Below are 25,701 nucleotides of genomic sequence, written 5' to 3'. Positions count from 1 at the left end.
GCAAGCACGGGACTTTTCTCAGGTCACACGGCGATCGGGTGCCTCTTTTGCGTCCGCCCCGCCCGCACGGCACAGAGCCGGAACACAAAAGGATTGCGACCCGGAACGAGTGTCCGGGCGCGACACCGGCGCCCGTGCGCGCGGTGACTGATCGCCCCCGAGGGTAGACGCCGGTCCCCCGGCATGCAACAACCGGGGTCGGGCGTGTCAGTCCAATGGACGAACGCGGACGCCGGAGCGGTCCACGTCGAGTCTGCGCACGTCGAAGCCGTGCGTGTCGACCTCGGCGGGAAGATCGCCGAAGGCGATCACGGTGGGTCCCGCTCCGCTCACGCAGGCGGGAACCCCGAGCTTGCGAAGATCGTTGATCACACGAACGGTCTCCGGCCAGGCGGGCTCGCGGTAGTTCTGGTGGAGTCGATCCTCAGTCGCCGCAAGGAGAACGGAAGGATCCTGCGTCAGCGCGTGCACCGCCAGGGCGGCCCGTCCGGCGGCGTGCGCGGCGTCGCCGTGCGGCACCTCGGCCGGCAGCAGGCCGCGCGTCGTCTTGGTGGACGACTCCTGCGACGGGATCAGGACGACCGGGCGCACGCGTGCGTCCGCGTCCATCCGGACCGCGCGGTACCGCTCTCCTTCGGACCACGCAACGACAACACCGCCGTAGAGCGAGGCCGCCGCGTTGTCCGCGTGGCCCTCGAACTCGGCGGCGATTTGCAACGCGTCCGTGTCCAACTCGCGACCCGACAGGGTGAACCCGGCTACGACACCCGCCACGATCGCGGCGGCCGACGAGCCCAGCCCGCGCGCGTGCGGAATGGTGTTGCGGCACTTCAGGGCCAGGCCGCCGGTGTAGCCGGTGGCGCGGACGGCCCGCACGACGAGGTGGGTCTCGTCGAGCGGGACGTCGCCCGATCCGGCACCGTCGACGGAGATCGAGAGGTGGCCGTCCGGTGCGGAGGCCACCTCCACGTCGTCGTACATGCCGAGCGCCATGCCGAGCGCGTCGAACCCCGAACCGAGGTTCGCGGTCGACGCGGGGACGGAGACGAGGAACTTCACGCGAGCTCCAGCGCGTGCGCCACGGCGCCGGGGTCGACCGGGACCGGCTCGACCTCGGTGGTGCCGAGCAACGCGGTGTCGGGGTCCTTCAGACCGTGGCCCGTGACGGTGCACACAACGGTGGAGCCCTTCGGCAGCCTGCCGTCCTCGGCGGTCTTCAGCAGACCGGCGATGGACGCGGCCGACGCCGGCTCCACGAAGATGCCCTCGGACGAGGCGAGCAGGCGGTACGCGGCGAGGATCTGCTCGTCGGTGACGGCGTCGATCAGGCCGCCGGACTCGTCCCGGGCCTTGACCGCACCGGTCCACGACGCGGGCGACCCGATCCGGATCGCGGTCGCGATGGTCTCCGGGTTCGGCACCGGCTGACCGCTGACGAGCGGCGCGGCACCCGCGGCCTGGAACCCGAACATCTTCGGCAGGCCCTGGTCGTACGAGGTGTAGCCCTTCCAGTACGCGGTGATGTTGCCCGCGTTGCCGACCGGCAGGCAGTGCACGTCCGGCGCCTGGCCGAGCACGTCGCAGACCTCCCACGCGGCGGTCTGCTGGCCGACGAGGCGCACCGGGTTGACCGAGTTCACGAGCGTGACCGGGTACTCGGCGGCGGTCTTGGACGCGAGCTCGAGGCAGTCGTCGAAGTTGCCGTCGATCTGCAGGATCTTCGCGCCGTGCATGACGGCCTGGGCGAGCTTGCCCATCGCGATCTTGCCGCTCGGCACCAGCACGGCCGCCGTCAGACCGGCCTTGGCCGCGTAGGCCGCCGCGGACGCCGACGTGTTGCCGGTGGAGGCGCAGATGACCGCCTTCAGGCCGGAGGCGAGCGCGTACGTCATGGCCACGGTCATGCCGCGGTCCTTGAAGGAGCCGGTCGGGTTCGCACCCTCGACCTTCACCCACACGTCGCACCCGGTGGCCTCGGACAGCCTCTTCGCGTGCACCAGCGGCGTGCCGCCCTCGTGCAGCGTCACGACCTCGGCGCCCTCGGGGATCTCGATGCGGTCCCGGTAGGCGTTGATGAGTCCGGGCCAGCCCGCTCTGACAGCACTCATTCTTCGCCCTCCACCCTCATGACGCTGACGACGTCCCGCACCACGGGGAGGCCACCGATTTTGTCCACAGTGGACCGCAGCGCGGCGTCGGTCGCCGCGTGCGTGACGATCACCAGACTGGCGTCCTCGACGCGGCCTTCCTGGCGCACCGCGGCGATGCTCACGTCGTGCTCGGCGAACACCGCAGCGACCTGCGAGAGGACACCCGCCTTGTCCGCGACGTCGAGGCTGATGTGGTAGCGGGTGGGCGTGTTCCCCATGGGCTGCACGGGAAGCGCGGCGTAGGCCGACTCGCGCGGGCCGTGCCCGCTCGCGACCATGTTGCGCGCCACGGCGACCAGGTCGCCGACGACCGCGCTCGCCGTCGGGGCGCCACCGGCACCCTGCCCGTAGAACATCATCTCCCCCGCCGCGTCGGCTTCGACGAACACCGCGTTGAACGCGCCGTTGACCGAGGCCAGCGGGTGCGTCCTGGGGATCATCGCCGGGTGCACTCGAACGGCGACTGACTCCTGGCCGGACGGGCTGACGACGCGCTCGCAGATCGCGAGCAGCTTCACCGTGCGCCCGAGGCCCTTGGCCGCCGCGATGTCGGCGGCCGACACCGCGCGGATGCCCTCGCGGTACACGTCCGAGGCCGTGACGCGGGTGTGGAACGCGAGGGACGCGAGGATCGCGGCCTTCGACGCGGCGTCGAACCCGTCGACGTCCGCGGTCGGGTCGGCCTCGGCGTACCCGAGGCGCGAGGCCTCCTCGAGCGTCTCGCCGTAGCCCGCGCCCGTGGCGTCCATCGCGGACAGGATGAAGTTCGTCGTGCCGTTGACGATGCCCATCACGCGCGTGATGCGGTCGCCCGCGAGGGACTCCCGCAACGGGCGCAGCAGCGGGATCGCGCCGGCGACGGCGGCCTCGAAGTACAGGTCCGCCCCGGAGGCGTCGGCCGCCTCGAAGAGGTCGGAACCGTGCTCGGCGAGCAGCGCCTTGTTCGCCGTGACGACGGACTTGCCGTTCCGGAGAGCCTCGAGCAACAGGCCCCGCGTGGGCTCGATGCCGCCGATGACCTCGACGACTACGTCCACGTCGTCCGACTTCACGAGCGCCTCGGCGTCCGTGGTGAGCAGGTGCTCGGGGACGTCGCGGTGCTTGTTCGGCCTGCGCACGGCGATGCCCGCGAGCTGCACCTGGGCGCCGATGCGCTGGGCGAGGTCGTCGGCCTGGTCCGTCAGCAGCCGGACTACCTCCGTGCCCACCGTGCCACAGCCGAGCAAGGCGACCCGAATCGGTTTCACGGCTTTCATACCTCCAGACGGAACAGGTCGTCCTCGGTCTCACGGCGCAGCAGCAACCGTGCCTCTCCACCGGTCACCGCGGCGAGCGCGGGCCGTGGCAGTCGGTTGTACCCGCTCGCCATCGAATAGCAGTAGGCCCCTGTGGCCGCGATCGCAACCAGGTCACCCGGCGCGAGGTCGTCGGGCAGCCAGCAGTCCCGCACCACGATGTCACCGGACTCGCAGTGCTTGCCCACCACACGACACAGCACGGCCCTCGATTCGGGCTCGGACGCGCGTGAGACCAGCTTGCAGTCGTAGACCGCGTCGTACAGGGCGGTGCGGATGTTGTCGCTCATGCCGCCGTCGACGCTGACGTACCGGCGCCGCGCGCCACCGTCGAGCTCGATGTCCTTGATGGTGCCGACCTCGTACACGGTGACCGTGCCGGGGCCGACGATCGCGCGACCGGGCTCGACCGCGATGCGAGGCATCTCCAGGCCGTTGTGCTCGCACTCCTTCTGCACGATGTTGTGCAGCTGGCGGGCGAGCTCGGCGGGCGGGGGCGGGTCGTCGTCCGGGGTGTAGGCGATGCCGAGACCGCCGCCGAGGTCGACGACCGTCAGCGACGGGATGTCGCCGTGCTCGGCGCGGACGTCGGCGAGCAGGCCGATCACCCGGCGCGCGGCGACCTCGAAGCCGGAGGCGTCGAAGATCTGCGAACCGATGTGGCTGTGCAGGCCGACGAGCTCGAGGCCACCGGCCTTGAGCACGCGGCGCACGGCCTCGGCCGCGTCGCCGGAGGACAGCGAGAAGCCGAACTTCTGGTCCTCGTGGGCGGTCGCGATGAACTCGTGGGTGTGCGCCTCGACGCCGACGGTCACGCGGATCAGGACCTTCTGCACCACACCGCGGTCGCGGGCGATCTGGTCCAGGCGCGCGATCTCGTGGTACGAGTCGACGACGATGCCGCCGACGCCCGCCTCGACGGCCGCGATCAGCTCGGGAACGCTCTTGTTGTTGCCGTGCAACGCGATCCGCTCGGCCGGGAAGTCGGCGCGCAACGCGATCGCCAGCTCTCCGCCGCTGCAGACGTCGATCGAGAGGCCCTCTTCGGCCACCCACTTCGCGACCTGCACGCTCAGGAACGCCTTGGACGCGTAGTGCACGAGCGTCGGGTCGCCGAACGCCTCGGCGTGCTCGCGGCAGCGCGCGCGGAAGTCCTGCTCGTCCATGACGAACAGCGGGGTGCCGTACTGCTCGGCCAGCGCGCGCACGTCCACGCCCGCGAGCTCGACGACACCGGCGTCGTTGCGCTTCGCGTTGCGGGGCCAGACGGTCGGGTGCAGGTAGTCGAGCTGGTCTGCGGTGGAAGGGCGGTCGCCGGCGGTGTTGCCGGGTGCCAGGACGTCAGCGTGCCGAGGTCCAGCGGGATGTGCTCGCATTTACATTCGCTCCGGTGCGGTGACGCCGAGCAGGCCGAGGCCCGCTCCGAAAACATGCCTGGTGGCGGCGCAGAGCGTGAGCCTTGCCTGGTGCAACGGGGAGATGTCCTCGTCGCCCTGGGGAAGGACGCGCACGCCGTGCCTGCGGTCGTAGAAGCGGTGGAAGGTCCCGGCGAGTTCTTCGAGGTACCTCGCCACCCGGTGGGGTTCGCGCAGCTCGGCCGCGGTGGCCACCACCCTGGGGAACTCGCCGATCGTGCGGATCAGCTCGCCTTCGCGCTCGTGCACCAGCAGCGAGAGGTCGTCTCCCTGGGTGACGCCGAGGTCGGCGGCGTTGCGCAGGACGCCGGAGATGCGGGCGTGCGCGTACTGGACGTAGTAGACCGGGTTGTCGTTGCTGTGCTTGCGCAGCAGGTCGAGGTCGATGTCGAGGCTCGAGTCGACGCTCGACCGGATCATGGCGTAGCGGGCGGCGTCCACCCCGACCGCGTCGACCAGGTCCTCCATCGTGATGACCGTGCCGGCCCGTTTGCTCATCCGGACGGGCTGGCCCTCGCTGACGAGGTTCACGAGCTGCCCGATCAGCACCTCGACGCTGTCCGGGTCGTCGCCGAGCGCGGCCGCCGCGGCCTTGAGGCGCGCGATGTAGCCGTGGTGGTCCGCGCCGAGCATGTAGATGCACAGGTCGAAGCCGCGGCCGCGCTTGTCGACGAGGTAGGCGATGTCGCCCGCGATGTACGCCGGGTCGCCGTCGCTCTTGATGACGACGCGGTCCTTGTCGTCACCGAAGTCCGTGGACCGCAGCCACCAGGCGCCGTCCTTCTCGTACAGCGAGCCGTTGGCCTTGAGCTTCGCGACGGCCTCGGCCACCCGGCCGCTGCGGTGCAGCGAGTCCTCGTGGAAGTAGACGTCGAAGTCGGTGCCGAACTCGTGCAGGCTGCGCTTGATCTCCTCGAACATCAGCCCGACGCCGACCCGGCGCACGGTCTCGGGGTCGCCCAGCGCACCCGGTTCGCGGCGCAGCACCTCGGCGGCGATGTCGCTGACGTACGTGCCCGCGTAGCCGTCCTCGGGCGCGGGCTCGCCCTTCGCGGCGGCGATCAGGGACCGGACGAACCGGTCGATCTGCGCGCCCGCGTCGTTGAAGTAGTACTCGCGGGTGACCTCGGCGCCGCGGGCAGCCAGGACCTCGCCCAGCGCGTCGCCGACGGCGGCCCAGCGCGCGCCGCCCAGGTGGATCGGGCCGGTCGGGTTCGCGGAGACGAACTCCAGGTTGATCTTCTTGCCGGCCAGCTCGGTGCCCGTGCCGTAGCCGGGCTCGAGGGCGGCACGAACGATCGCTCCCTGGGCCTCGGTGGCGATCGTGAGGTTGAGGAAGCCGGGCCCGGCCACGTCGGCCTTCGCGATGGCGGGCTGGGCGAGCAGGGCCTCGGAGAGCCACGTGGCGAGGTCGCGCGGCGGGACGCCGGCCTTCTTGGCGAGCTGGAGCGCGACGTTCGTGGCGTAGTCCCCGTGCTCGGGGTTCCTGGGTCGCTCGACCGTCACCTGCTCGGGGAGAGAGGTGGTGTCCAGGCCCCGGTCGGTCAGCAACTGGGCAACCGTGGTCCGGACGAGATCGGCGAGCACTTCAGGGGTCACGCCCCGAGAGTCTAGAGAAGCGTTGTCGCAGGTCTCGACCGGGTTACCGGGTCTCGGAGGGTGAGACGGCAAGTGTTAACGCGCACGTGGTAATGCCCTGCGCTGACAGTGATCAGACACGATGTCCCTACACTGGCGCCGGTTGACCAGGACGACATCTGAGGCGGACATGACCAGCGGCAAGAAGACGAAGGCCACGCGCAACAGCGTGGCCGCGGCCCGTTCCTCGGTGGTGGCGAGCAAGCCCAAGCCGTGGGGCACGATCATCGCGGTGATCGCCGTGCTGGGCCTCGCGGGCGGTGTTTTCGGGTATGCGTACTCGCAGATCCACGCGAACAACGTCAAAGAGGCCGCCCTGGCCAAGTGGAAGCCCTCCGACACGAACAAGGACCCGTCGACCGCGCTCGCGGGCATCGTGATCAAGGAGTACAAGGGCTCCCGCCACGTCGAGCCGACCCAGCGCGTCGCGTACGACCAGACCCCCGCCTTCGGCGGCCCGCACGACGCCCAGTGGGCCGACTGCACCGGTGTCGTCTACGACAAGGCCATCCGCACCGAGAACGCGGTCCACGGCCTCGAGCACGGCGCCGTCTGGATCACGTACAACCCGGACCAGGTCAAGGACGACGCGCTGAACAAGCTCAAGACCAAGGTCGAGGGCATCCCGTACATGATGCTGTCGCCGTTCCCCGGCCTCGACAAGCCGGTCTCCCTGCAGTCCTGGGGCCACCAGCTGAAGGTCGACAGCGCCGACGACGAGCGCATCGACCAGTTCGTCTCCTCGCTGCTGCGCAACCCGAACCAGTACCCCGAGGTCGGCGCGTCCTGCGAGAACTCGCAGTTCCTCGCCAACCCGGCCCCGTTCGTGGCCGAGAAGCCGGGCGCCGACGCCGTGCCGATGGACGGCGGCAAGGACGACTCCGTGACCGAGGGCCAGCCGCAGCAGAACCCCAGCACGCCTCCGTCGGGCTCCGCCTCGACGCCGCCGTCGAGCTGATGACCGTTCCCGAAACCGACGAGGTGTCCGGCCGCCCCTCCTCCGGGGTGGTCCGGGCGCTCGTCATCGGCGCAGCCGTCCTCGCCGTGCTCCTGCTGGGCGCGGCGGTGGGCCTGCTCGTGAAGCTCCCCGGCTCGTCCACCTCGTCCGCGGCACCGGCCTCCGGCTCCGTGGACGTGGGCTTCTGCCAGGACATGTCCATGCACCACCTGCAGGGCATCCAGATGGCGAACATCGCGCGGGACCGCTCGACCGAACCGGACATCCGCCAGCTCGCGTTCGACATCGCCTCCACCCAGCTCGAACAGGTGGGGCGCATGAAGGGCTGGCTGATGATGTGGAACGAGCACGAGCAGAACGTCTCCGGCGTCTACATGAAGTGGATGGACGCCGCCGGGGTGCACGGTCACGGCGCCACCACGCCGGAAGCGGGCAAGCCGATGATGCCGGGCATGGCCGTGACCGACGAGCTGACGAAGCTGCGCACGATGCCCGCCGGCAAGGAGTTCGACGTGTACTGGCTGCAGCTGATGCTGCGCCACCACGTGGGCGGGGCGCCGATGGCCGAGTACGCCTCGACCGCCGCCGGCCAGCCGTTCGTGCGCACGCTGGCCGACAACATGCTGAAGTCGCAGTCGGCCGAGACCGAGCTGATGAAGGACTACCTGGCGAAGCGCGGAGCCGCCCCGCTGCCGTAGCCACGCAGTCGCAGGTGAAGGGCCGTTCCTCCGGGGACGGCCCTTTCGCTTGTCCAGAGCATGGACAAGCGCCTACCTCTGAGTAACGTGGGTCACACCTACTGGGAGGTAACCCATGACCGTCGACGAGCGCGCGGCCAGGCAGGTCGCCGAACAAGCACGGGAAACCCGCTGGCAGCGACCGAGCTTCGGCAAGGAGCTCTTCCTCGGTCACTTCCGCGTCGACCTGATCCACCCGCACCCGAGCGGCACGGCCGAGGACCGCGCCCGCGGCGAGGCCTTCCTGGAGAAGCTTCGCGAGTTCACCGAGTCGCACATCGACAACACCGTCATCGAGCGCGACGCCCGGATCCCCGACGAGGTGCTGAAGGGCCTGAAGGACCTCGGCGCGTTCGGCATGAAGATCAAGCCGGAGTACGGCGGCATCGGCCTGACGCAGGTCTACTACAACAAGGCGCTGATGCTGGTCGGCTCGGCGAGCCCCGCGATCGGCGCCATGCTGTCGGCGCACCAGTCCATCGGCGTCCCGCAGCCGGTCGCGATGTTCGGCAGCGCCGAGCAGAAGCAGGAGTTCCTGCCCCGGTGCGCCAAGGGCGAGATCACCGCGTTCCTGCTGACCGAACCGGACGTGGGCAGCGACCCGGCGCGGCTCGGCACGACGGCCGTCGCGGACGGCGACGACTACGTCCTGAACGGCGTGAAGCTGTGGACCACCAACGGTGTGGTGGCCGACCTCCTGGTCGTGATGGCACAGGTACCGGACAGGGGCATCACGGCGTTCGTGGTCGAGGCGGACGCCGAGGGCATCACCGTCGAGAACCGCAACGCGTTCATGGGCCTGAGGGGCCTGGAGAACGGCGTGACGCGGTTCCACGACGTCCGGGTGCCGAAGAAGAACGTCATCGGCAAGGAGGGCGCCGGACTCAAGATCGCGCTGGCCACCCTCAACACCGGCCGGCTGAGCCTCCCCGCGCTCTGCGCCGGGTCCGCGAAGTGGTGTCTCAAGATCGCGCGCGAGTGGTCGGCCGAACGCGTCCAGTGGGGACTGCCGGTCGGCAAGCACGAGGCCATCGCGGGCAAGATCGCGTACATCGCCGCGACCGCGTACGCGCTGGAAGCCGTGCTGGACCTCAGTTCCGAACTGGCCGACGCGGGCAGCCACGACATCCGGATCGAGGCCGCGCTCGCCAAGCTGTACGCGTCGGAGAAGGCCTGGCTGGTCGCCGACGAGCTGGTGCAGATCCGCGGCGGGCGCGGGTACGAGACGGCCGAGAGCCAGGCGGCGCGCGGCGAACGCGGCATCGCGGCCGAGCAGGTGCTGCGGGACCTGCGGATCAACCGCATCTTCGAGGGCTCGACGGAGATCATGCACCTGCTGATCGCCCGCGAGGCGGTGGACGCGCACCTCAGCGTGGCCGGCGACATCATCGACCCGGACGCCGACCGCAACGCGAAGGTGAAGGCGGCGGCCAAGGCCGGTGGCTTCTACGCGAAGTGGCTGCCCACGCTGATGGTCGGCAAGGGGCAGACGCCGACCGCGTTCACGGAGTTCGGGCCGCTCGCCCGGCACCTGCGGTTCGTCGAGCGGTCGGCGCGCAAGCTGGCGCGGCAGACGTTCTACGCCATGTCGCGGTGGCAGGGGAAGATGGAGCGCAAGCAGCGGTTCCTCAGCCGGATCGTGGACATCGGGGCTGAGCTGTTCGCGATCTCCGCGGCTTGCGTGCGCGCCCAGCGGGACGACAACCCCCACGCTCGGCTGCTCGCGGACGCGTTCGCCAAGCAGGCGCGGGTCCGGGTGGACGAGTTGTTCGAGAAGCTGTGGAAGAACACCGACGACAGCGACGTCGTGCTGGCCAAGCAGGTCCTCGACGGCAACTACGCGTGGCTGGAGGACGGCGTGGTCGACGCGTCCATCCCGGGTCGGTGGATCGCGGACTCGACGCACCGCGCGTCGACGGCGGAGAACGTCCACCGGCCGACGCCGCGATAGCTCTTCCGTTGCTGCACTGGGCAGGCTGATGGTGGTGCGGGCGCGGCACCTGCCCAGTGCACGGCCGGTAGGGGGCTACGTCCCCCGCATCCCCTACCGACTCCCCTTGCAACGGAAGGACACAACCCTCCAGGTGGAGGTGCCGGTAACGCTAAGCCACAAAACACCGTTAACAGTTACGACAATTGAGTGAACTACCAGGTGAGGGGTGCTCAACTACTCTCAGAGAGTAACTTCGAAGACCAATTGACGAGCGGCTTCGAGGCCCATCGCGATGGCCCCGGAGAGCACCGCGCCGTCGCCGAGCGAGCCCGCCACGATCCGCGGCGCCAACGGTGTCATCGTGCGCAACGCCGTCTCCAGCGGCTCCCGCAGCAGGTCGACGTTCGACCCGACCCCGCCGCCCAGCACGACCAGGTCCGGGTCGATCACCGCGGTGACGGCGGCGACGAGGAACGCGAGCCGGTGCGCCTCCAGCCGCACGACCTCCAGCGCCCGCGCGTCCCCGGAACGCGCCTGCGAGAACACCTCACGAGCCGTGCGCGCCGTCATCCCGCGCTCTCGCGCCAGCGCCACAACGGATCCCGCCGACGAGGCGTCCTCGAACTGTCCACGACGGACGTCCGAACCGGACTGCCCGTACGGCAGGAACCCCACCTCGCCGGCTGCCCCGTGCGCGCCGCGGAACAGCGCGCCGTCCACGACGATCCCCATGCCCACACCCGTGCCGACCGTCGCGCACACGAACACGCGCGCGTCCTGGGCCGCGCCGTGCACGTGCTCGCCCAGCGCGGCCAGGTTCGCGTCGTTCTCCACGAGCACGGCGGACCCAAGTGCCGCCTCCAGTCCGTCCAGCACGCCGTTCGCCTCCCAGCCGGGCAGCTGCGGCGCGTGCCGCACGACGCGTGACCGCTGGTCGATCACCCCGGGGCTGCCGACCACCTTGACGACGACGTCCGTGAGAGCGATCCCAGCGTCCGCCACCGTGCGGGCCGCGAGGGCGGTCACCGTGCGCACGAGGGCGGCGGCCGACCGGCTGCGGTTGCGTTCGTCCACGCGGGCCACGACGGCCCCGCCCAGGTCGGCGAGCGCCGCGCGGATCCGTTCCCGTCCGATGTCGACGCCCAGCACGTAGCCGGCGGTCGGGTCGGGCTCGTAGACCACCGCCGACCTGCCGGGACCCGCCGTCCGGCGGCCGATGGGGCGCACCAGGCCGTGGCGTTCGAGGTCGGCCAGCGCCTGTCCGACCGTCGGCTTGGAGAGACCCGTCTCGCGGGCGATCTGGGGCCGGGTGGCCGCGCCCGAACGGCGCAGCAGGTCGAGCACAGCGCGTTGGTTGAGCACGCGCATGCCCGCTGGTGTACCCACCTCTGGCGGCTTGCGGTCGCGCACCGGGCGATTCTAGATCTTGATCGCCGCACCTCGGGGGCAACTGTTGACGAGACAGGTTGGTCGACAATTCCCGTCCTGTCCCTTGACAACGATGTCACGTGCAGAAACGCTCCCTGGCACATGGGGCAGGCGGGCGGAAGGGTTGCAATGAGGCACCTGCGCAAGAGACGAACCACAACCCTGTTGAGCGTTGCGATTACTGCGACACTGGTGAGCGGCGTCACCAACGGCTACGCGGCCGCCGCACCAGAGGAGCCAGGAGTGGGTTTTTCGTCGTCCTTTGAGGACGGTCAGCCACAACCGACGTGGTCCAACACGGTCGAGACCGACGCGGCGGGCAACCCGAAGTCGGCGGGCGTGATCGGCTCGGACGGTTCGGGCATCCCCGGCAACGTCTCCGACAAGGTCGTCGAGGTCAAGGCCAACGGTGAGTACGCGGACTCGGGCGAGGTGAAGGAGAACCTCGTCGACGGCAGCGTCAACACGAAGTGGCTCGTCTTCGCCACCACCGGCTGGGCGACCTTCAAGTTCGACCAGGCCCGCGAGATCAAGAAGTACGCGCTCTCGTCGGCCAACGACTCCCCCGAGCGCGACCCGAAGAACTGGACGCTGCAGGGGTCGGCGAACGGCACCGACTGGACCGTGCTCGACACGCGCACCGGTGAGACGTTCCCGGAGCGCTTCCAGACCAAGACCTACGAGATCGCGGCGCCGCAGTCGTTCCAGCACTACAAGCTGGACGTGACGCTGAACAACGGTTCCACGAACATCGTGCAGCTCGCCGAGGTGCAGCTCTCCGACGGTTCCACGAACCCGCCCGCGCCGAACATGCGCAGCGTCGTCGGCAACGGCCCGACGGGCGGCTACACGGCCAAGTCGCGGGCCGGCTGGACGGGCGTGAAGGCGTTCCGCACCCAGGGCAGGCACACGACCGAGGGCCGTGCGTACAGCTACAACAAGGTCTTCGACGTGGACGTGCCCGTCACGGCCAAGACCGAGCTGTCGTACATGATCTTCCCGGAGTTCGTCACCGACAACCTGGACTACCCGAGCACGTACTCGTCGGTGGACCTCGCGTTCTCCGACGGCACGTACCTGAGCGACCTGAAGGCCGTCGACCAGCACGGCGCCGGACTGTCGCCGCAGGGCCAGGGCGCGGGCAAGTTCCTGTACGCCAACCAGTGGAACAAGGTGGCGTCCACGATCGGCGCCGTCGCGGCCGGCAAGACGATCAAGCGCATCCTCGTGGCCTACGACGGCCCGAAGGGTCCGACCGACCTCGGTGCCTGGTACGACGACATCCGCATCGGCGACGTCGTGACCAAGCAGTACGCGAAGCCGTCGGACTACGTGCTGACCACGCGCGGCACGAACTCGAACGGCTCGTTCTCGCGGGGCAACAACTTCCCGGCGACGGCGGTGCCGCACGGCTTCAACTTCTGGACCCCGATGACCAACGCGGGTTCGCAGAGCTGGCTGTACGAGTACGCGCAGCGCAACAACGCGCAGAACCTGCCGACGCTGCAGGCGTTCACGACGTCCCACGAGCCCAGCCCGTGGATGGGTGACCGCCAGACGTTCCAGGTCATGCCGTCGAACATCGCGCCGACCCAGGACCGCGCGCTGCGCGCCCTGCCGTTCCGGCACGAGAACGAGGTCGCCAAGGCGCACTACTACGGCGTCACGTTCGAGAACGGCATGAAGACCGAGATCGCGCCGACGGACCACGCGGCGGTCTTCCGGTTCACGTTCGACGACGGGGCCCAGAAGAACCTCGTGTTCGACAACGTGAACAACTCCGGTGGTCTCACCCTCGACGCGGCCAACGGTGTCGTGACGGGCTACTCGGACGTGAAGAGCGGTCTGTCCACCGGCGCGACCCGCCTGTTCGTCTACGGCAAGGTCGACAAGGCGGTGACGGCGAGCGGCAAGCTCACCGGGGCGGGCCGCGACAACGTGGGCGGCTACTTCTCGTTCGGCGACAAGACCGTCGAGCTGCGGATCGCCACCTCGCTGATCTCCGTCGACCAGGCGAAGTCGAACCTGGAGCAGGAGGTCACCGGCTCGGACACGTTCGAGTCGGTGCGCGACAAGGCGCAGGCGGCGTGGGACAAGATCCTCGGCATCATCACGGTCGAGGGCGCGTCCGAGGACCAGCTGATCACGCTGTACTCCAACCTCTACCGCCTGTACCTCTACCCGAACTCGGGCTTCGAGAACGTGGGCGGTGTCAGCAAGTACGCGTCCCCGGTGTCGCCCGCGACCGGCCAGAACACGCCGACGCAGACCGGCGCGAAGATCGTCGACGGCAAGGTCTACGTCAACAACGGGTTCTGGGACACCTACCGCACGACGTGGCCCGCGTACTCGCTGTTCACGCCGACCAAGGCCGGCGAGATGGCGGAGGGCTTCGTCCAGCAGTACAAGGACGGCGGCTGGATCTCGCGCTGGTCCTCCCCCGGTTACGCGGACCTGATGACCGGCACGAGCTCCGACGTGGCGTTCGCCGACGCTTATCTGAAGGGCGTCTCGAACTTCGACATCAAGGCGGCCTACGACGCCGCGGTGAAGAACGCGTCCGTCGTGCCGCCGAGCAACAACGTCGGCCGCAAGGGCATGGACCGGTCGATCTTCCTCGGCTGGACCGGCAACGACCAGCTGCACGAGGCGTGGTCGTGGGCGATCGAGGGCTACCTCAACGACTTCGGCATCGCGTCGATGGCGAAGGCCCTGCACGAGAAGACGGGCGAGAAGCGGTACGCGGAGGAGTACGAGTACTTCCTCAACCGCGCCCAGAACTACGTGCTGACGTTCGACAAGCGGATCGACTTCTTCCAGGGCCGCAACGTCGACGGGTCGTGGCGCGTCGAGGACCCGGCGAAGTACAACCCGCAGGACTGGCGCTACGACTACACCGAGACGAACGGCTGGAACATGGCGTTCACGGTGCCGCACGACGGGCAGGGTCTCGCGAACCTGTACGGCGGGCGGGAGAAGCTCGCGCAGAAGCTCGACTCGTTCTTCACCCTGCCCGAGACCGCGAAGTTCCCCGGCGGCTACGGCGGCGTGATCCACGAGATGATCGAGGCGCGGGACGTGCGGATGGGCCAGTACGGCCACTCCAACCAGCCGTCGCACCACATCGCCTACATGTACAACTACGCCGGCAAGCCCGCGAAGACGGCGGAGAAGACGCGGGAGATCCTGTCGCGCCTCTACGTCGGCTCGCAGGAGGGCCAGGGCTACGCGGGCGACGAGGACAACGGCGAGATGTCGGCCTGGTACCTCTTCTCGTCGCTGGGCTTCTACCCGCTGCAGATGGGCAAGCCGGCCTACGCGATCGGATCGCCGCTGTTCACCAAGGCGACGGTTCGGTTGGAGAACGGCAAGAAGCTCGTCATCAACGCGCCGAAGAACAACGCGAAGAACATCTACGTGCAGGGCGTGAAGGTCAACGGCAAGGCGTGGAACAAGACGTCGCTGCCGCACGACGTGCTCGCGGCCGGTGCCACGATCGACTTCGACATGGGCTCGAAGCCCTCCGCCTGGGGCACGGGCGCCAACGACGTGCCGGACTCGATCACCAAGGGTGACGCGGTCCCGACGCCGTTGCGCGACGTCGCCTCCGGTGTGTCCACCGCTGCTCTGGTGGACAACAACTCCTCGACCAGCGCGGTGGTGAAGTCGTTCGACTTCAAGGCCGCCGACGTCAAGGAGAAGGCGGAGTTCTACACGCTGACCAACGGCAAGACGGGCACGTCGCCGTCGGCGTGGGAGCTGAAGGGCTCCTACGACGGCAAGACGTGGTCGACGGTCGACAAGCGTTCCGGCGAGAACTTCCAGTGGCAGCAGTACACCCGCTCGTTCAAGATCGCTTCGCCGGGCCGGTACGCCTTCTACCGGCTGGAGTTCACCGGCGACGTGACGCTGTCCGAGTTCGAGCTGCTCTCGAAGCCGCTGCCCGCCGCCACCACCACGGTGACCGGCACGGTCAACGGCCCGCTGCAGGTCAAGGGCGTGACCTATGTGGACGGTGCGACCGTGAGCGGCCCGGTGACGGTCGCCCAGGGCGCCACGCTCTACGTCTTCGGCGGCGAGATCAAGGGCCCGCTGTCGGCGGCGAACGCGGACTCGGTCGTGCTCGTGGGCACCCGTGTGGGTGGTCCGGTGTCGGTGACCGGCTCCACGACCGAGGTGGCGATCGAGAACACCACCGTCGGTGGCCCTGTGTCACTGACGTCGAACAAGACCAGGTCAGTCGTGGCGGCGTCGTCCGTCGGCGGTCCGTTGTCCTGCACGGGCAACACCCCGGAACCGTCGAACAACGGCTTCGCGAACGACGTGAAGGGTCCGAAGGCAGGACAGTGCACTGGGCTGTAACGCCCAACCGGTAGTGACGCTCAACAGGAAGGCCGCGTTCCGTCACGGAGCGCGGCCTTTCCCGTTCACCTGAAAGGAGCTATCCCTTTCCGACATACTTCGATGAGATCTTGGCAGTTTTGTGCGCGGTGACTGGGGAGGCTGTTGTGGTGCCGTTCGAACGAGGCCGCGTCTGGGCGACCGTGCCCGAACCGAGACTCCCGGCCGTTCCGTCACGAACGGGCGCGAAGTCCACTAAGGACGCGCTCCGCGACCTGCCGGCGTCACCAGGAAAGCTCCCGGCACCGCTGCGCTGACGAGCCGCCCTCGACCTGCAACGTGGCGTGCTCGATGTGGTACTCGTCCGCCAGCAACGACTGCGCCGCCTTCAACACGCTCTCGTGATCGGCGTCCTCAGCGGTCGCGAGGTGCGCCGAACACACCTCCATGCCACTGGTGAGCGTCCACACGTGCAGGTCGTGCGCCTCGGTGACACCGGGGATACCGGTCAGCGCCTTCTGCATCTCGGTCACGTCGAGCCACTCGGGCGCGTGCTGGAACAGGATGTGCAGCGCGTTCTTGGCGAGGCTGTACGTCCGCGGCAGCACCCACACGCCGATCAGCACACCCATGATCGGGTCCGCGTACTTCCACCCGGTCGTGATGGTGACCAGCGCCGAGATCAGCACACCGACCGACCCGATCAGGTCAGCCAGCACCTCCAGGTAAGCACCCTTGACGTTGATGCTCTCCTTGGCGCCCTCCTTGAGAACGCTGAAGCTCACGAGGTTCGCCCCGAGCCCGAGCGCCGCGGCGATGAGCACCGGCCACCCCGGCACACTCGGCGGGTCCTGGAACCGCCCGACCGCCTCGTAGATCACGTACCCGGCCACCCCGAAGAGCAGCACGGCGTTGGCCAGCGCAGCCAGCACCTCGGCCCGGTAGAAGCCGAACGTGCGGTTCTTCCCGGCCTTGGCCCGGCGCGCCACCATGATCGCCGCCAGGGCCATGCCCACACCGAGCACGTCGGTGAGCATGTGCGCGGCATCCGAGATCAGGGCCAACGAGGACGTCGCGAACCCCACGACGAACTCGACGACCATGAAGACCGCGCCGATCCCGAACGCGATCCACAACTTGCCGGCGTGCTGCCCGCTCGCGCTCGCCGATCCGTGCCCGTGGCCATGACCCATGCTCCGGAACATATAGCGACATGCGCATGAGTGCAATCCGACGTATTCCCTGAGCTGCATTGAGGTGACGGAGACCACTGCTCGGGCGCCACAGGGGGTAGGTGTGAAACGGGGTGGCGGGAGTGCGCTAGGATCTTCCACGTAGCTACGGCCCCCGTAGCTCAGGGGATAGAGCACCGCCCTCCGGAGGCGGGAGCGCAGGTTCGAATCCTGCCGGGGGCACTACGAAGATCAGTACTAGAAGGCCCTTGACCAGCGTGAACTTGGTCAAGGGCCTTTTCGTGCGTAGGGCCGCTCATAGTCGTCTCCAGTTGATCACAACCTTTCACGCCGAATCCGCGCCAAAGTTCTGCGGGGCTACGAACTGCCCGGACCTTCACGTAGATGCCGAGCGGCACCTCGCGACCAGCAATGAGCGCGACTCGAACCGCGCGGAAATCAGTCCAGAGCATCGTCGAGATGCCGGAGGTCGGGGGCAGGCCGCCAGTAGAGAGGCGAGCAGATCGGGAGAGAACAAGTCCTCACGTACCCCAACGCCAATACAGCGGGGTCGTGTACTTGCGACTGCCGTCGTGCACAGGTCAGACCTCGAGCACCCGAAAGTTCGCGAGAACACCCGTGTGCTCATCGGTGCCCTGAGTTCTCCTTCGCACTGGCGCTGAACGCTGGCGTGGATGGCAGGTCGACGCGGCACTCTCCACCTGGCTCCCACAGCCGGGCACGCGGTTGAGCGAGATCGGCTGTCCAGAGGCCGACAAGTTGCTGCGGAACGCCCTCTACAACCCCGAGCGGGAAGCCCGCCAGGACAAGTCCGCGCTGCGGCACGTCGAGGACGTGAACCTCGACAGCAACTCCAAGCAGCGGGGCGCAGGTCGTGGGACGCGTGGCACAGGTGCGATGCGGTGATGAAGACAGCGGGCGAACACATGCTCATCGAAGATCATCAACGCCCGCCAGGAATGGTCCCGGTGCGGCGAGCCGCGAGCCGACTGCGCCCGACCGCGGGCCGGGTGGACGGTGACCGAGTGCCTCTTGCCAGTGACCCCCGGCTCGACGTTGTGGTTCGGGATTCAACTGGGGAGCGCCCGCACCACCAGACCTCCGCGCCGACGATCCGGCCGGTGGTGGTGCCTGCGCCAGAGGCAGGGAAGCTGGTCGCCACACCGACCTCGAACCGTGCCGTCTACGGGGTCGCGCAGGCCGGAGACTCCTACTAACCCAGAGGAGCAGTGCGCGGCTGTCGACCAGTCCAGCCTCGACTGGCCGACACTTGTCGCGGTGGTCGGCCCCTTGGCCCTGCAGCAGTACTTCGACCAGGTGGCGCTGAGGTTCGAGGCCGCCAAACGGGCAGCCTGCTGGACGAGGCAGCGGTGGGCCTGGTCAGGCGACCGGCGCATGAGCGGCTGGGACAGGGCAGCCGCCTGCGCAACACCTAGAAACTCGTTCGGGAACGAATAAGTCTGCTTTCAAAAGTACAAGCGAGTTCTTTTGCTATGGCGCAATGAGCGCAGACGGAGCCTCAGGCGTGAAGCGCCTGCGAGGCGACAGCAGGCGAACCGTAAATGATACCGCCCCAGTCAGGGAGCAACGATGCAAACGCCAGAGCGACGCCCAACGTGGCCACCACCGCAAGTTTCCTCATAGCGGGGGACGGTACACACCATGGGGAATGAACAAGCCATTGGGGTCAGTCCAAGCACACGACCCGTGACAGCGCAGGACTACCCGAACCGTCAATCACTCTGCAGATGGAACCCCATCGTGTCGGCTACGCAGAGATAGATCGGGCTCGCGCGGCGTAGCTGCTCCCTCGATGCGGGGATCCGGAATGGACCAACGGGCCTCGCGGTGCGCCTGAACGTGCACCAACAGGAGGTCGTCGTCCTGACCCGGAGCGCCTCGAAGCAGGTCAGCGGCTTGCCTCCAGCACTCCGCCGCCGCAGAGAGATCATCGGCGATCGCGCGGACGTGGCCGAGCACGTGCCAGGCACGAGCTTGCGAGTGTGCACGCCGGCAAAGTCCGGTCGCCTTTTCCGCCGCGTCGGCCGACTGCTCGAAAGAGCCGAGATCGTAAAGAGCTTCGGACATCACCAGAAGCGCTTCGCCCATACCCGACCGGTCACCGCTGCGAGTGTGGGCTTCGAGTGCACTTTCACTGCAGGACATCGCCTTGTTGTTCTCACCGTGCTCGTGGTATATCTTGGCCAATTCAGTCAAGGTCGCTCCCTGGCCGCGCACATCACCCACTTCTTCTCGAATAACCAGCGCCTTTTCGTGATAGTCGAGTGCGACCTCGTCCAATTCCATCCGGTGATGCGCATTGGCCAGCTGATCCAAAGCGCACGCCTCAATGATCCGCTCACCCATTCCCCGAAGGAGGTCTAGCACCTTCTCGTAGATCGCGATGGCGATGCGGGTCTGACCTGCCTTGAGGTGCACGCTGCCCAGGTTCTGCCTGCTCAGCGCACTCAGCTCTCGATGTCCGAGTTCGTCCGCCAACGCTGCGGCCGCAGACAGCATCTGCCGCGCTTCGTCATACCGACCGAGCCAATGCAGCACGACACCAAGGTTGTTGAGCGTGCCACACTCTCCCTCCTGGTGACCCAGTTCACGAGCCGAGGACAACGCGATTTCATGACTGAGCCTCAAGTCCTCGTAAAACCCGAAACGATCGTAGGATTCGTTCATGTTCGCCGCCAGTCGCCAGGCGTGATCATGAAAACCATGTCGTGCGGCGTGCGACACAACAGCAGCTAGATTGGTCTGTTCTTGAGCGAACCAATCCAGGGCGGAACCAACGGTGTCGAACTTCACGGCGCCGCGCCAGGAAATTCCATCCAGCACGGGAACCCTGGTCCGCTCGGGAGTCACTCGCTGCGCCGCATTCCAGGTCGATGCGAGATACCAATCAAGAAGGCGAGTGAGTACCAACTCCCGCTGGTCAGAAGTTTCTTCCAGGCGCACCAGATCGACGGCGTACCCGAAGAGGAGATCGTGGAGCCTGAAGCGGCGGGCTGAGATCTGCCTGACCAGGTTCGCCTTCCCCAGCAGCCGAAGGTGCTCGACGACGACGGACTCGTGCTCACCGAGGACCGCGCCCACTGCCGAGATGTCGAACTCGGGGCCGGGGTGCAGGCCCAGGCGGCGGAAGCTCAGCGCGACCTCTGCGGGCAAGGCGCGGTACGACCAGCTGAACGCACAGGACAACGTCGTGTACTCGTCGTCGCTGTCCGCGGAGTCCAGCAGGCCGAGACCTTCCTGCCGGCGCAACTCGTCCGCCAGCTCCAGCAGCGTGAGGTACGGCCTGTCGATGGCGAGCTGAGCGATGATCCGCAGGCAGAGAGGAACGCCCTGGGCAAGCCGCACCAGTTCGGCCAAACCGTCGTCCTCGCCGGAACGGCCTCTTCCGTCGAGTTCGGAGAGCAGCAGGGCGGCGGACTCCCCTTGCGTCAGCGGCGGCACCTCCACTGTCCGCACGCCCTCGCGGATCGTGAGTCCCTTGAGCTCGATCCGGCTGGTCACGAGACAGCAGCAGTCGGCCGCCGCGGCGAGGATCGGGCGGACCTGGGCGGCGTCGCGGGCGTTGTCGAGGATCAGCACGATCTTCTTGCCGCTCAACGACCTCCTGAGCCGGACACGTCGCTCGTCCACGGTCAGCCGGTCGAGCGACACCCCCAGCGACGCCAGCAGGATGGCTATGGCGTCGTCCGGCGCCATAGGTGCGGTGGGGCCGTGTCCACTCAGGTTGACGAACAGCTGGCCGTCCGGGAACCGGGACTTCCGCTGGTGCGCCCATCGGGTCGCGAGACTCGTCTTTCCCGCGGCAGGCATGCCGTGCAGTGCAACGACCTGCCCTTGACCCGCGGCGAAGAGGGCGTCCAGCCGAACGAGGAGGTTCTTGCGACCGACGAAGTTGGGGATGTCCCTCTCGAGCTGCTGCGGCGGTTCCGAGTCGATCTTGCTCACGATCGCCGTGCCGGCCTGCTTCCTCAGCACGGCCTGGTAGAGCTCGCGCATTTCCGGGCCAGGCTCGGCGCCGACCGCATATTCCAGCCGGGAGCAGAACTCGCTGTAGAACTCAAGTGCTTTCGAGTACTTGCCCATCCCGTCGAGCGAACGCATATAGTGGCGGGCGAACATCTCCTCGGTGTCGTGCTCGTCGACCAAACGGCCGACTGCGCTCATCACTTCGCTGTATTCACCCAACTGCAGCTGACTGTCGAACAACACGTAGTAGGCAGGCAGCCGATCGAATTGCTCCATCTGGGCACGGCAGTGATCCGACCAGGTTCCACTCAGATCCGCGAGCGGGTTGCCGTTCCACAATTCGAGCGCTTCCTGCACCAGAGTTTTAGCCAAAAAGTGGTCATCGCTCGTGGACGCTTGTCTAGCTTTTGTCACCAGATTTCGGAAGCGGTGCAGGTCGACCAGCATCGGGTCGAGATCAAGGCGGTAAGCAGCACCTTCCTTGAGCAGCTGACCGCCGGAGCCGGACTCGGTGAGAACCTTGCGCAGTCTGCTCACGATGGGATGCAGCCGTCCTTTTGAGACCCGCAGGGTCTCGCCGCGCCACAGTTCATCGATGATCAGATCTATCGGCACGGGACGTCCGACATCATGGAGCAGCAATGCCAAAACACCGCGCTGTTGCGCCTTGCCGAGGTGAATACTCCCGTCACCTGTCAGCAAGGACGTCGTCCCCAAGATCTTGAATTCCACCAGCGTCTCACCCCTCGCTGGCCCCACTTGCACGCCAGGATGACCAGTGTGCACTCCGCACTTGAATTCCAGCAGGCCGAATGTTCCCAATTGCTCCAAATCAGTGAGGCCAGGGCAGGCATCCGGAGGGGCAAGTTCACGGCAAGTGGAAGGGCAAGTGTCATCCGCATCCTTGGTGCCAACGGGGGCTCATTGCTGGACCGAGGGGGAGATTCATGACGCGTGCCGAGTGGTTGCAGGTGCCAGTCGGGCTGGACGCTGCCCGGTGGGTGACGCGGCCTGGTCTGTTGAACGTGCTGGTCGTCGTGCACACGGTCACCAGCGGTCAGCGGCTGCTGGAGGTGATCGAACTGGTCGAACGGGACGCCCGGATCCAAGTCACCTTCGCCCAAGCACCGGACGTTTTCAGCAACGGTGTCGACGACTTCCTCCGCGCCACCGGAGGTCTGGTCCTGTCGTGGGAACAGGTGATCCGGGAACGGTTCGACCTCGCGGTCGCCGCCGGGTACGGCGGGCTGCAGCACGTGCACGCGCCGCTGCTCGTCCTGCCGCACGGAGCCGCTTACGGCAAGACCCACGCGGACACCGTCTACGGCCTGGACGCGCAGCGGCTGATCCACAACGGCCGGGTGCTGCCCGACGCCATCGTGCTGTCACATCAGGATCAGCTGGCGGTGCTCCACGACCAGTGTCCCGCTGCCGTCGACGCCGCCGTCGTCGCCGGCGATCCCAGCTACGACCGGATGGTCGCGAGCCTGCCGCACCGCGACCGCTACCGTGCCGACCTGGGCGTCCGGGCGGAACAGCACCTAGTCGTGATCGCGTCGACCTGGGGAGGGCAGTCCCTGTTCGGGGCGTGTCCGGACCTGTTCGGGCGTCTGCTCGACGAACTGCCGTCGCGGTACCGCGTTGCCGCGCTGATGCATCCGGCAGTGTGGTTCGGCCACGCACCACGCCAGATCAGGTCGTGGCTCGCCGACTGCGTGGACGCCGGACTCGTCGTGATCGGTCCCCACGTCGACTGGCGGGCCGCCGCAGTGGCCGCCGATGTCGTCATCGGTGACCACGGCTCGGTCCCCGTGTACGCCTCGGCGATCGGCACACCGGTTGTGCTGGTGGATCCCGAGCTGCAGGCTGTCACGACCAGCGGATCACCGCAGGACCTCTTGCGGCACAACGCCGTCATCTACGACCACGGCTCCTCCCTGTCCGCCATGTTCGAAGAAGCGCGCGCACGATCCGACCTGTTGCAGGACGCGATCGTGGATAGCCTGACCTCGTGCCCCGGCCGTTCGACGACCCTGATCAGGGAAGCCATGTACCGGCTCCTGAGCGTCCCGGTGCGGGGAAAGCACCGTGCGCCGGCACCGGTGACGACCACGCCCGAGGAGTACCGGTGCTGACGGCGACGGCCGAAGACGGCAGGACACTGGACCTCTCCGTCGACGGACCGCTGGTGGACTGCCTTTCGCCGGACGAGCTCGCCGCGTCTGTGACGATCTCGCTGCACACCTGGTTCACCACCGGCCTCGACCTGACCCTGCTCGTCCGCAACGGCCTGCCGGTGTGGTGCGCCGAGCACCGCGCCGCCAGAGCGGACCACCCGTGCGGGCGGCTACTCGTCGTCGCCTGCCCATGAACGAAGTCGATCGGACACGGTGCTCGCCCTGGAGGACCCCAACGAGGTGAGGAGGTGGACCGCCTGCCGCAGGTGCTCCACCGCCGTGGCGTCGTCACCACGATGGTGCGCGACTTCCGCGATCACCTCGTGGGAATGGGCGAGCCCTTCGTGCGATCCGACCTCCCGCATCATGGCCAGCGCCTCTTCAGCCACCTCGCCCGCACGCACGAAGTCCTGCGCGCGACAGTGCGCCCACGCCTGCGCCACGAACACCCGTGCCTTGTTGTACGCGTCCGGCTCGGGCAACCGGTCGAAGACGACCTTCGCCTCAGCCAGGTGCGCCAGTCCCTCGGCGTCGCGACCGAGTCGGCTCAGCGCCGTACCGAGATGGATCAAGCTCAGCGCGAGACCCCGGTCCGCGTCCAACGCGCGGTTCAGCTCCACGAGTTCCGCGAACTCCGCGGCTGCGTCCGACACGCGATCGGTCTCCGCATAGAGCAACGCCAATCCCTCGCGCGCATCGGCGACACCGCGCTGATCACCGCCGGCCGCCGCGATCGCCGCCGAAGCGCGCAGGTGCCGCTCTGCCTCGCCGTGCCTGCCGAGCGTCGTGCAGACACGACCGAGCCGCTTCAGCATGTCGGCCTCGGCGAACGCGTTGCCCCACCGGCGGGCGGCCTCGACACCTCGCAGGTCGATCTCGATCCGGTCGTGGTAGTGCTTGCGGTGCAACAACAACGGCCACAACACGTCGGAGAGGTGCCAGGCGAGGTCCGGCCACCCGGCCAGACTCGCCTGCCCGGCGGTGATGAGATTCTGGCGCTCCAGTTCGAGCCAGCACAGGGCTTCGTCACGATCGGCGAACTGCGGTACCTCGGTCGGTTCGACGCTGAACACGTAGTCCAGCCGGCGCCGGTGCGGCGTCACGACCCGGTCGGCCACCATCGCACCGGCCAGGTACCACTCCAGCACCTGCCTCAGCGCGGCGTCGCCGTCCTCTCGGCTGTCCTGTTCGGCGGACTGTTGTCTGGCATGGAGTTTCACCAGGTCGTGGAACCGGTAGCGATCCTCCGCGACCTCTTCGAGGAGGCTGCTGTCGACCAGTTCCTCGATGAGGCGCGAGACCGCGGAAAGCCGCTCACCGAGCACCGACGCCGCCACGGCCGGGCCGAACGTCTGACCCGGATGCAGCGCGAGCCTCCGGTACGCGACGGCAGTGCGCTCGTCCAACGCTCGGTAGGACAGGTCGAACGTCGTCTGGACGGACAACTCCTGCGACGGTGACAGCATCGCCAGGCGCAGCTGCTCGTCCGCGAGCTCGGAGACGACGCGTCCCACGGACCACTTCGGCCTCGCGACGAGGCGTGCCGCGACGACCCGAACCGCGATGGGCAGCCCGCCGCACAGGTCGACCAGAGCCTCGGCGCGATCCTGCTCCTCCGCGATCCGATTGCCGCCCAACGTCTTCGCCAGCAGCGTCACCGCCGATGCCGCCGCCAGCGGGCGGATGTCCAGCAGCCGTCCGCCGTCGACGACCAGATCGGTCAGGCGGGTCCGGCTCGTCACCACTACAGCGCTGGACGACGAGTTCGGCAGCAACGGCCGCACCTGCCCAGCCGCGAGTGCGTTGTCCAGTACCACCAGGAGCGACTTGCCCGCTGTCAGCGAGCGGTACAGCGCGGCCTGCTCGGCCAGGTCGGCCGGCACGCGCTGCGGTGCGACTCCGAGACTGCGGAGGAAGAGGCCGAGTGCCTCCTCCGAGCTCACCGGGGTCTCGCCGCCGAATCCGCCCAGGTCCACGTAGATCTGGCCGTCCGGGAAGCGGTCGTGCACCCGGTGAGCCCACTGGAGCGCGAGGGCGGTCTTGCCGATACCGCCCGGTCCGGCGAGCACGGCGAGCATCCGCTCTCCCGCTGCGAACATTCCATCGAGCTCGGCCAGGTCGGACGCGCGATCTGTGAAGTGGGCCGGCGCCGGGAGCAGCTGCTGCGGGATGGGAACCGCGGAGTCCCCGTCCGAGTGGATGTGGACGTCTCCGTGCACGACCCCCGCCTGCACGACGCCGCCCTGAACCGAGCCTGAAATCTCGTTCTGCACGTCCGCGTCCATGGCACCCCCGCTGTGCACTCGCATCTGCGCAACATGACGACCGTACGGCGTTTTGCACTCGAAGCTGCTCAAAACCACCCGTGACGACCAACACGACCATCTGAGGACGGGCGATCTCGAGTCGGTTGGAGTTGTGAGCCGGATACAAGGACGTGCCGATGAGC

At 68.0% G+C, this 25,701-nt stretch carries 16 protein-coding genes and 1 tRNA gene; 8 read left to right on the top strand and 9 right to left on the bottom strand.

All coding sequences use genetic code 11. The annotated features are described in order from the left end of the window. Positions 1-207 precede the first annotated feature (207 nt). Genes thrB through argS form a run of 5 tightly spaced genes read right to left on the bottom strand, consistent with a single transcriptional unit; the run spans position 208 to position 6,459 of the window. Positions 208-1,059, bottom strand: coding sequence for a homoserine kinase (gene thrB, locus ABZX02_RS03570; protein ID WP_355294533.1), 852 nt, complete (start codon positions 1,057-1,059; stop codon positions 208-210). Continuing rightward, positions 1,056-2,108 (bottom strand): threonine synthase, encoded by a 1,053-nt coding sequence (thrC, locus tag ABZX02_RS03565; protein WP_355294532.1) that lies wholly within the window; start codon positions 2,106-2,108, stop codon positions 1,056-1,058. The genes thrB and thrC overlap by 4 nt, the downstream gene beginning before the upstream one ends. Beyond that, the gene (locus ABZX02_RS03560) at positions 2,105-3,406 is read right to left on the bottom strand and encodes a homoserine dehydrogenase (RefSeq protein ID WP_355294531.1); all 1,302 of its coding nucleotides are present in this window, start codon (positions 3,404-3,406) and stop codon (positions 2,105-2,107) included. Before ABZX02_RS03560 ends, thrC begins: the two co-directional genes overlap by 4 nt. Then, complete coding sequence (gene lysA, locus ABZX02_RS03555; protein WP_355294530.1) at positions 3,403-4,821, bottom strand: diaminopimelate decarboxylase; 1,419 nt, start codon at positions 4,819-4,821, stop codon at positions 3,403-3,405. The genes ABZX02_RS03560 and lysA overlap by 4 nt, the downstream gene beginning before the upstream one ends. Next, on the bottom strand, positions 4,822-6,459 hold the full coding sequence (gene argS, locus ABZX02_RS03550) for an arginine--tRNA ligase (RefSeq protein WP_355294529.1): 1,638 nt from the start codon (positions 6,457-6,459) through the stop codon (positions 4,822-4,824). A 169-nt stretch (positions 6,460-6,628) separates the two neighbouring features. On the opposite strand from argS, the gene ABZX02_RS03545 reads away from it, so the two are divergent. The 3 genes from ABZX02_RS03545 to ABZX02_RS03535 all read left to right on the top strand — a co-directional run bounded on the left by ABZX02_RS03545 (position 6,629) and on the right by ABZX02_RS03535 (position 10,144). Beyond that, positions 6,629-7,456 (top strand): DUF3105 domain-containing protein, encoded by an 828-nt coding sequence (locus tag ABZX02_RS03545; RefSeq protein WP_355294995.1) that lies wholly within the window; start codon positions 6,629-6,631, stop codon positions 7,454-7,456. Beyond that, positions 7,456-8,154, top strand: a complete 699-nt coding sequence (locus ABZX02_RS03540) for a DUF305 domain-containing protein (protein ID WP_355294528.1) — start codon at positions 7,456-7,458, stop codon at positions 8,152-8,154. Before ABZX02_RS03545 ends, ABZX02_RS03540 begins: the two co-directional genes overlap by 1 nt. 115 nt (positions 8,155-8,269) lie before the next feature. Further along, the gene (locus tag ABZX02_RS03535; RefSeq protein ID WP_355294527.1) at positions 8,270-10,144 is read left to right on the top strand and encodes an acyl-CoA dehydrogenase family protein; all 1,875 of its coding nucleotides are present in this window, start codon (positions 8,270-8,272) and stop codon (positions 10,142-10,144) included. 222 nt (positions 10,145-10,366) lie between these two features. Here ABZX02_RS03535 and ABZX02_RS03530 read toward each other — a convergent pair whose 3' ends face one another. Continuing rightward, positions 10,367-11,536 carry an ROK family protein gene (locus tag ABZX02_RS03530; protein ID WP_355294526.1) on the bottom strand — a complete coding sequence of 390 codons (1,170 nt, stop codon included), beginning with the start codon at positions 11,534-11,536 and terminating at the stop codon, positions 10,367-10,369. A 147-nt stretch (positions 11,537-11,683) separates the two neighbouring features. Between ABZX02_RS03530 and ABZX02_RS03525 the strand changes: the two genes are divergently transcribed. Beyond that, a complete protein-coding gene (locus ABZX02_RS03525; protein ID WP_355294525.1) occupies positions 11,684-15,916 on the top strand; it encodes a GH92 family glycosyl hydrolase in 4,233 nt (1,410 codons plus the stop codon). Positions 15,917-16,179: 263 nt separating this feature from the next. On the opposite strand, the gene ABZX02_RS03520 is transcribed toward ABZX02_RS03525, so the two are convergent. Continuing rightward, complete coding sequence (locus ABZX02_RS03520) at positions 16,180-17,088, bottom strand: cation diffusion facilitator family transporter (protein WP_355294524.1); 909 nt, start codon at positions 17,086-17,088, stop codon at positions 16,180-16,182. A gap of 150 nt (positions 17,089-17,238) precedes the next feature. Between ABZX02_RS03520 and ABZX02_RS03515 the strand changes: the two genes are divergently transcribed. Continuing rightward, a tRNA-Arg gene (locus tag ABZX02_RS03515) sits at positions 17,239-17,310 on the top strand. 504 nt (positions 17,311-17,814) lie between these two features. Then, positions 17,815-17,994 carry a hypothetical protein gene (locus ABZX02_RS03510; protein ID WP_355294523.1) on the top strand — a complete coding sequence of 60 codons (180 nt, stop codon included), beginning with the start codon at positions 17,815-17,817 and terminating at the stop codon, positions 17,992-17,994. 831 nt (positions 17,995-18,825) lie between these two features. Here the strand turns inward: ABZX02_RS03510 and ABZX02_RS03505 are convergent. Continuing rightward, the gene (locus tag ABZX02_RS03505) at positions 18,826-21,807 is read right to left on the bottom strand and encodes a BTAD domain-containing putative transcriptional regulator (protein ID WP_355294522.1); all 2,982 of its coding nucleotides are present in this window, start codon (positions 21,805-21,807) and stop codon (positions 18,826-18,828) included. A gap of 215 nt (positions 21,808-22,022) precedes the next feature. Here ABZX02_RS03505 and ABZX02_RS03500 point away from each other — a divergent pair, with 215 nt between their 5' ends. Together ABZX02_RS03500 and ABZX02_RS03495 are read left to right on the top strand one after the other, a co-directional pair. Beyond that, positions 22,023-23,210: a hypothetical protein gene (locus ABZX02_RS03500; RefSeq protein ID WP_355294521.1), complete on the top strand. Its 1,188-nt coding sequence runs from the start codon at positions 22,023-22,025 to the stop codon at positions 23,208-23,210. Further along, a complete protein-coding gene (locus ABZX02_RS03495; RefSeq protein WP_355294520.1) occupies positions 23,204-23,446 on the top strand; it encodes a hypothetical protein in 243 nt (80 codons plus the stop codon). Before ABZX02_RS03500 ends, ABZX02_RS03495 begins: the two co-directional genes overlap by 7 nt. Here ABZX02_RS03495 and ABZX02_RS03490 read toward each other — a convergent pair. Beyond that, positions 23,423-25,561 carry a tetratricopeptide repeat protein gene (locus ABZX02_RS03490; protein WP_355294519.1) on the bottom strand — a complete coding sequence of 713 codons (2,139 nt, stop codon included), beginning with the start codon at positions 25,559-25,561 and terminating at the stop codon, positions 23,423-23,425. The genes ABZX02_RS03495 and ABZX02_RS03490 overlap by 24 nt on opposite strands. Positions 25,562-25,701: the final 140 nt, after the last annotated feature.

The sequence above is a fragment of the Lentzea sp. NPDC003310 genome (genome assembly GCF_040610935.1).
In the GTDB taxonomy this organism is placed as follows: Bacteria; Actinomycetota; Actinomycetes; order Mycobacteriales; family Pseudonocardiaceae; genus Lentzea.
Note: the sequence above shows the minus strand (reverse complement) of the source record. Positions and strands in the feature narration are given on the sequence as shown.

Coding starts and splice junctions, on each gene's coding strand:
- thrC (WP_355294532.1), bottom strand. CDS start 2,108: ATGAGTGCTGTCAGAGCGGGCTGGCCCGGACTCATCAACGCCTACCGG.
- ABZX02_RS03560 (WP_355294531.1), bottom strand. CDS start 3,406: ATGAAAGCCGTGAAACCGATTCGGGTCGCCTTGCTCGGCTGTGGCACG.
- lysA (WP_355294530.1), bottom strand. CDS start 4,821: ATGCGAGCACATCCCGCTGGACCTCGGCACGCTGACGTCCTGGCACCC.
- ABZX02_RS03545 (WP_355294995.1), top strand. CDS start 6,629: ATGACCAGCGGCAAGAAGACGAAGGCCACGCGCAACAGCGTGGCCGCG.
- ABZX02_RS03540 (WP_355294528.1), top strand. CDS start 7,456: ATGACCGTTCCCGAAACCGACGAGGTGTCCGGCCGCCCCTCCTCCGGG.
- ABZX02_RS03535 (WP_355294527.1), top strand. CDS start 8,270: ATGACCGTCGACGAGCGCGCGGCCAGGCAGGTCGCCGAACAAGCACGG.
- ABZX02_RS03525 (WP_355294525.1), top strand. CDS start 11,684: ATGAGGCACCTGCGCAAGAGACGAACCACAACCCTGTTGAGCGTTGCG.
- ABZX02_RS03520 (WP_355294524.1), bottom strand. CDS start 17,088: ATGGGTCATGGCCACGGGCACGGATCGGCGAGCGCGAGCGGGCAGCAC.
- ABZX02_RS03500 (WP_355294521.1), top strand. CDS start 22,023: ATGACGCGTGCCGAGTGGTTGCAGGTGCCAGTCGGGCTGGACGCTGCC.
- ABZX02_RS03490 (WP_355294519.1), bottom strand. CDS start 25,561: ATGCGAGTGCACAGCGGGGGTGCCATGGACGCGGACGTGCAGAACGAG.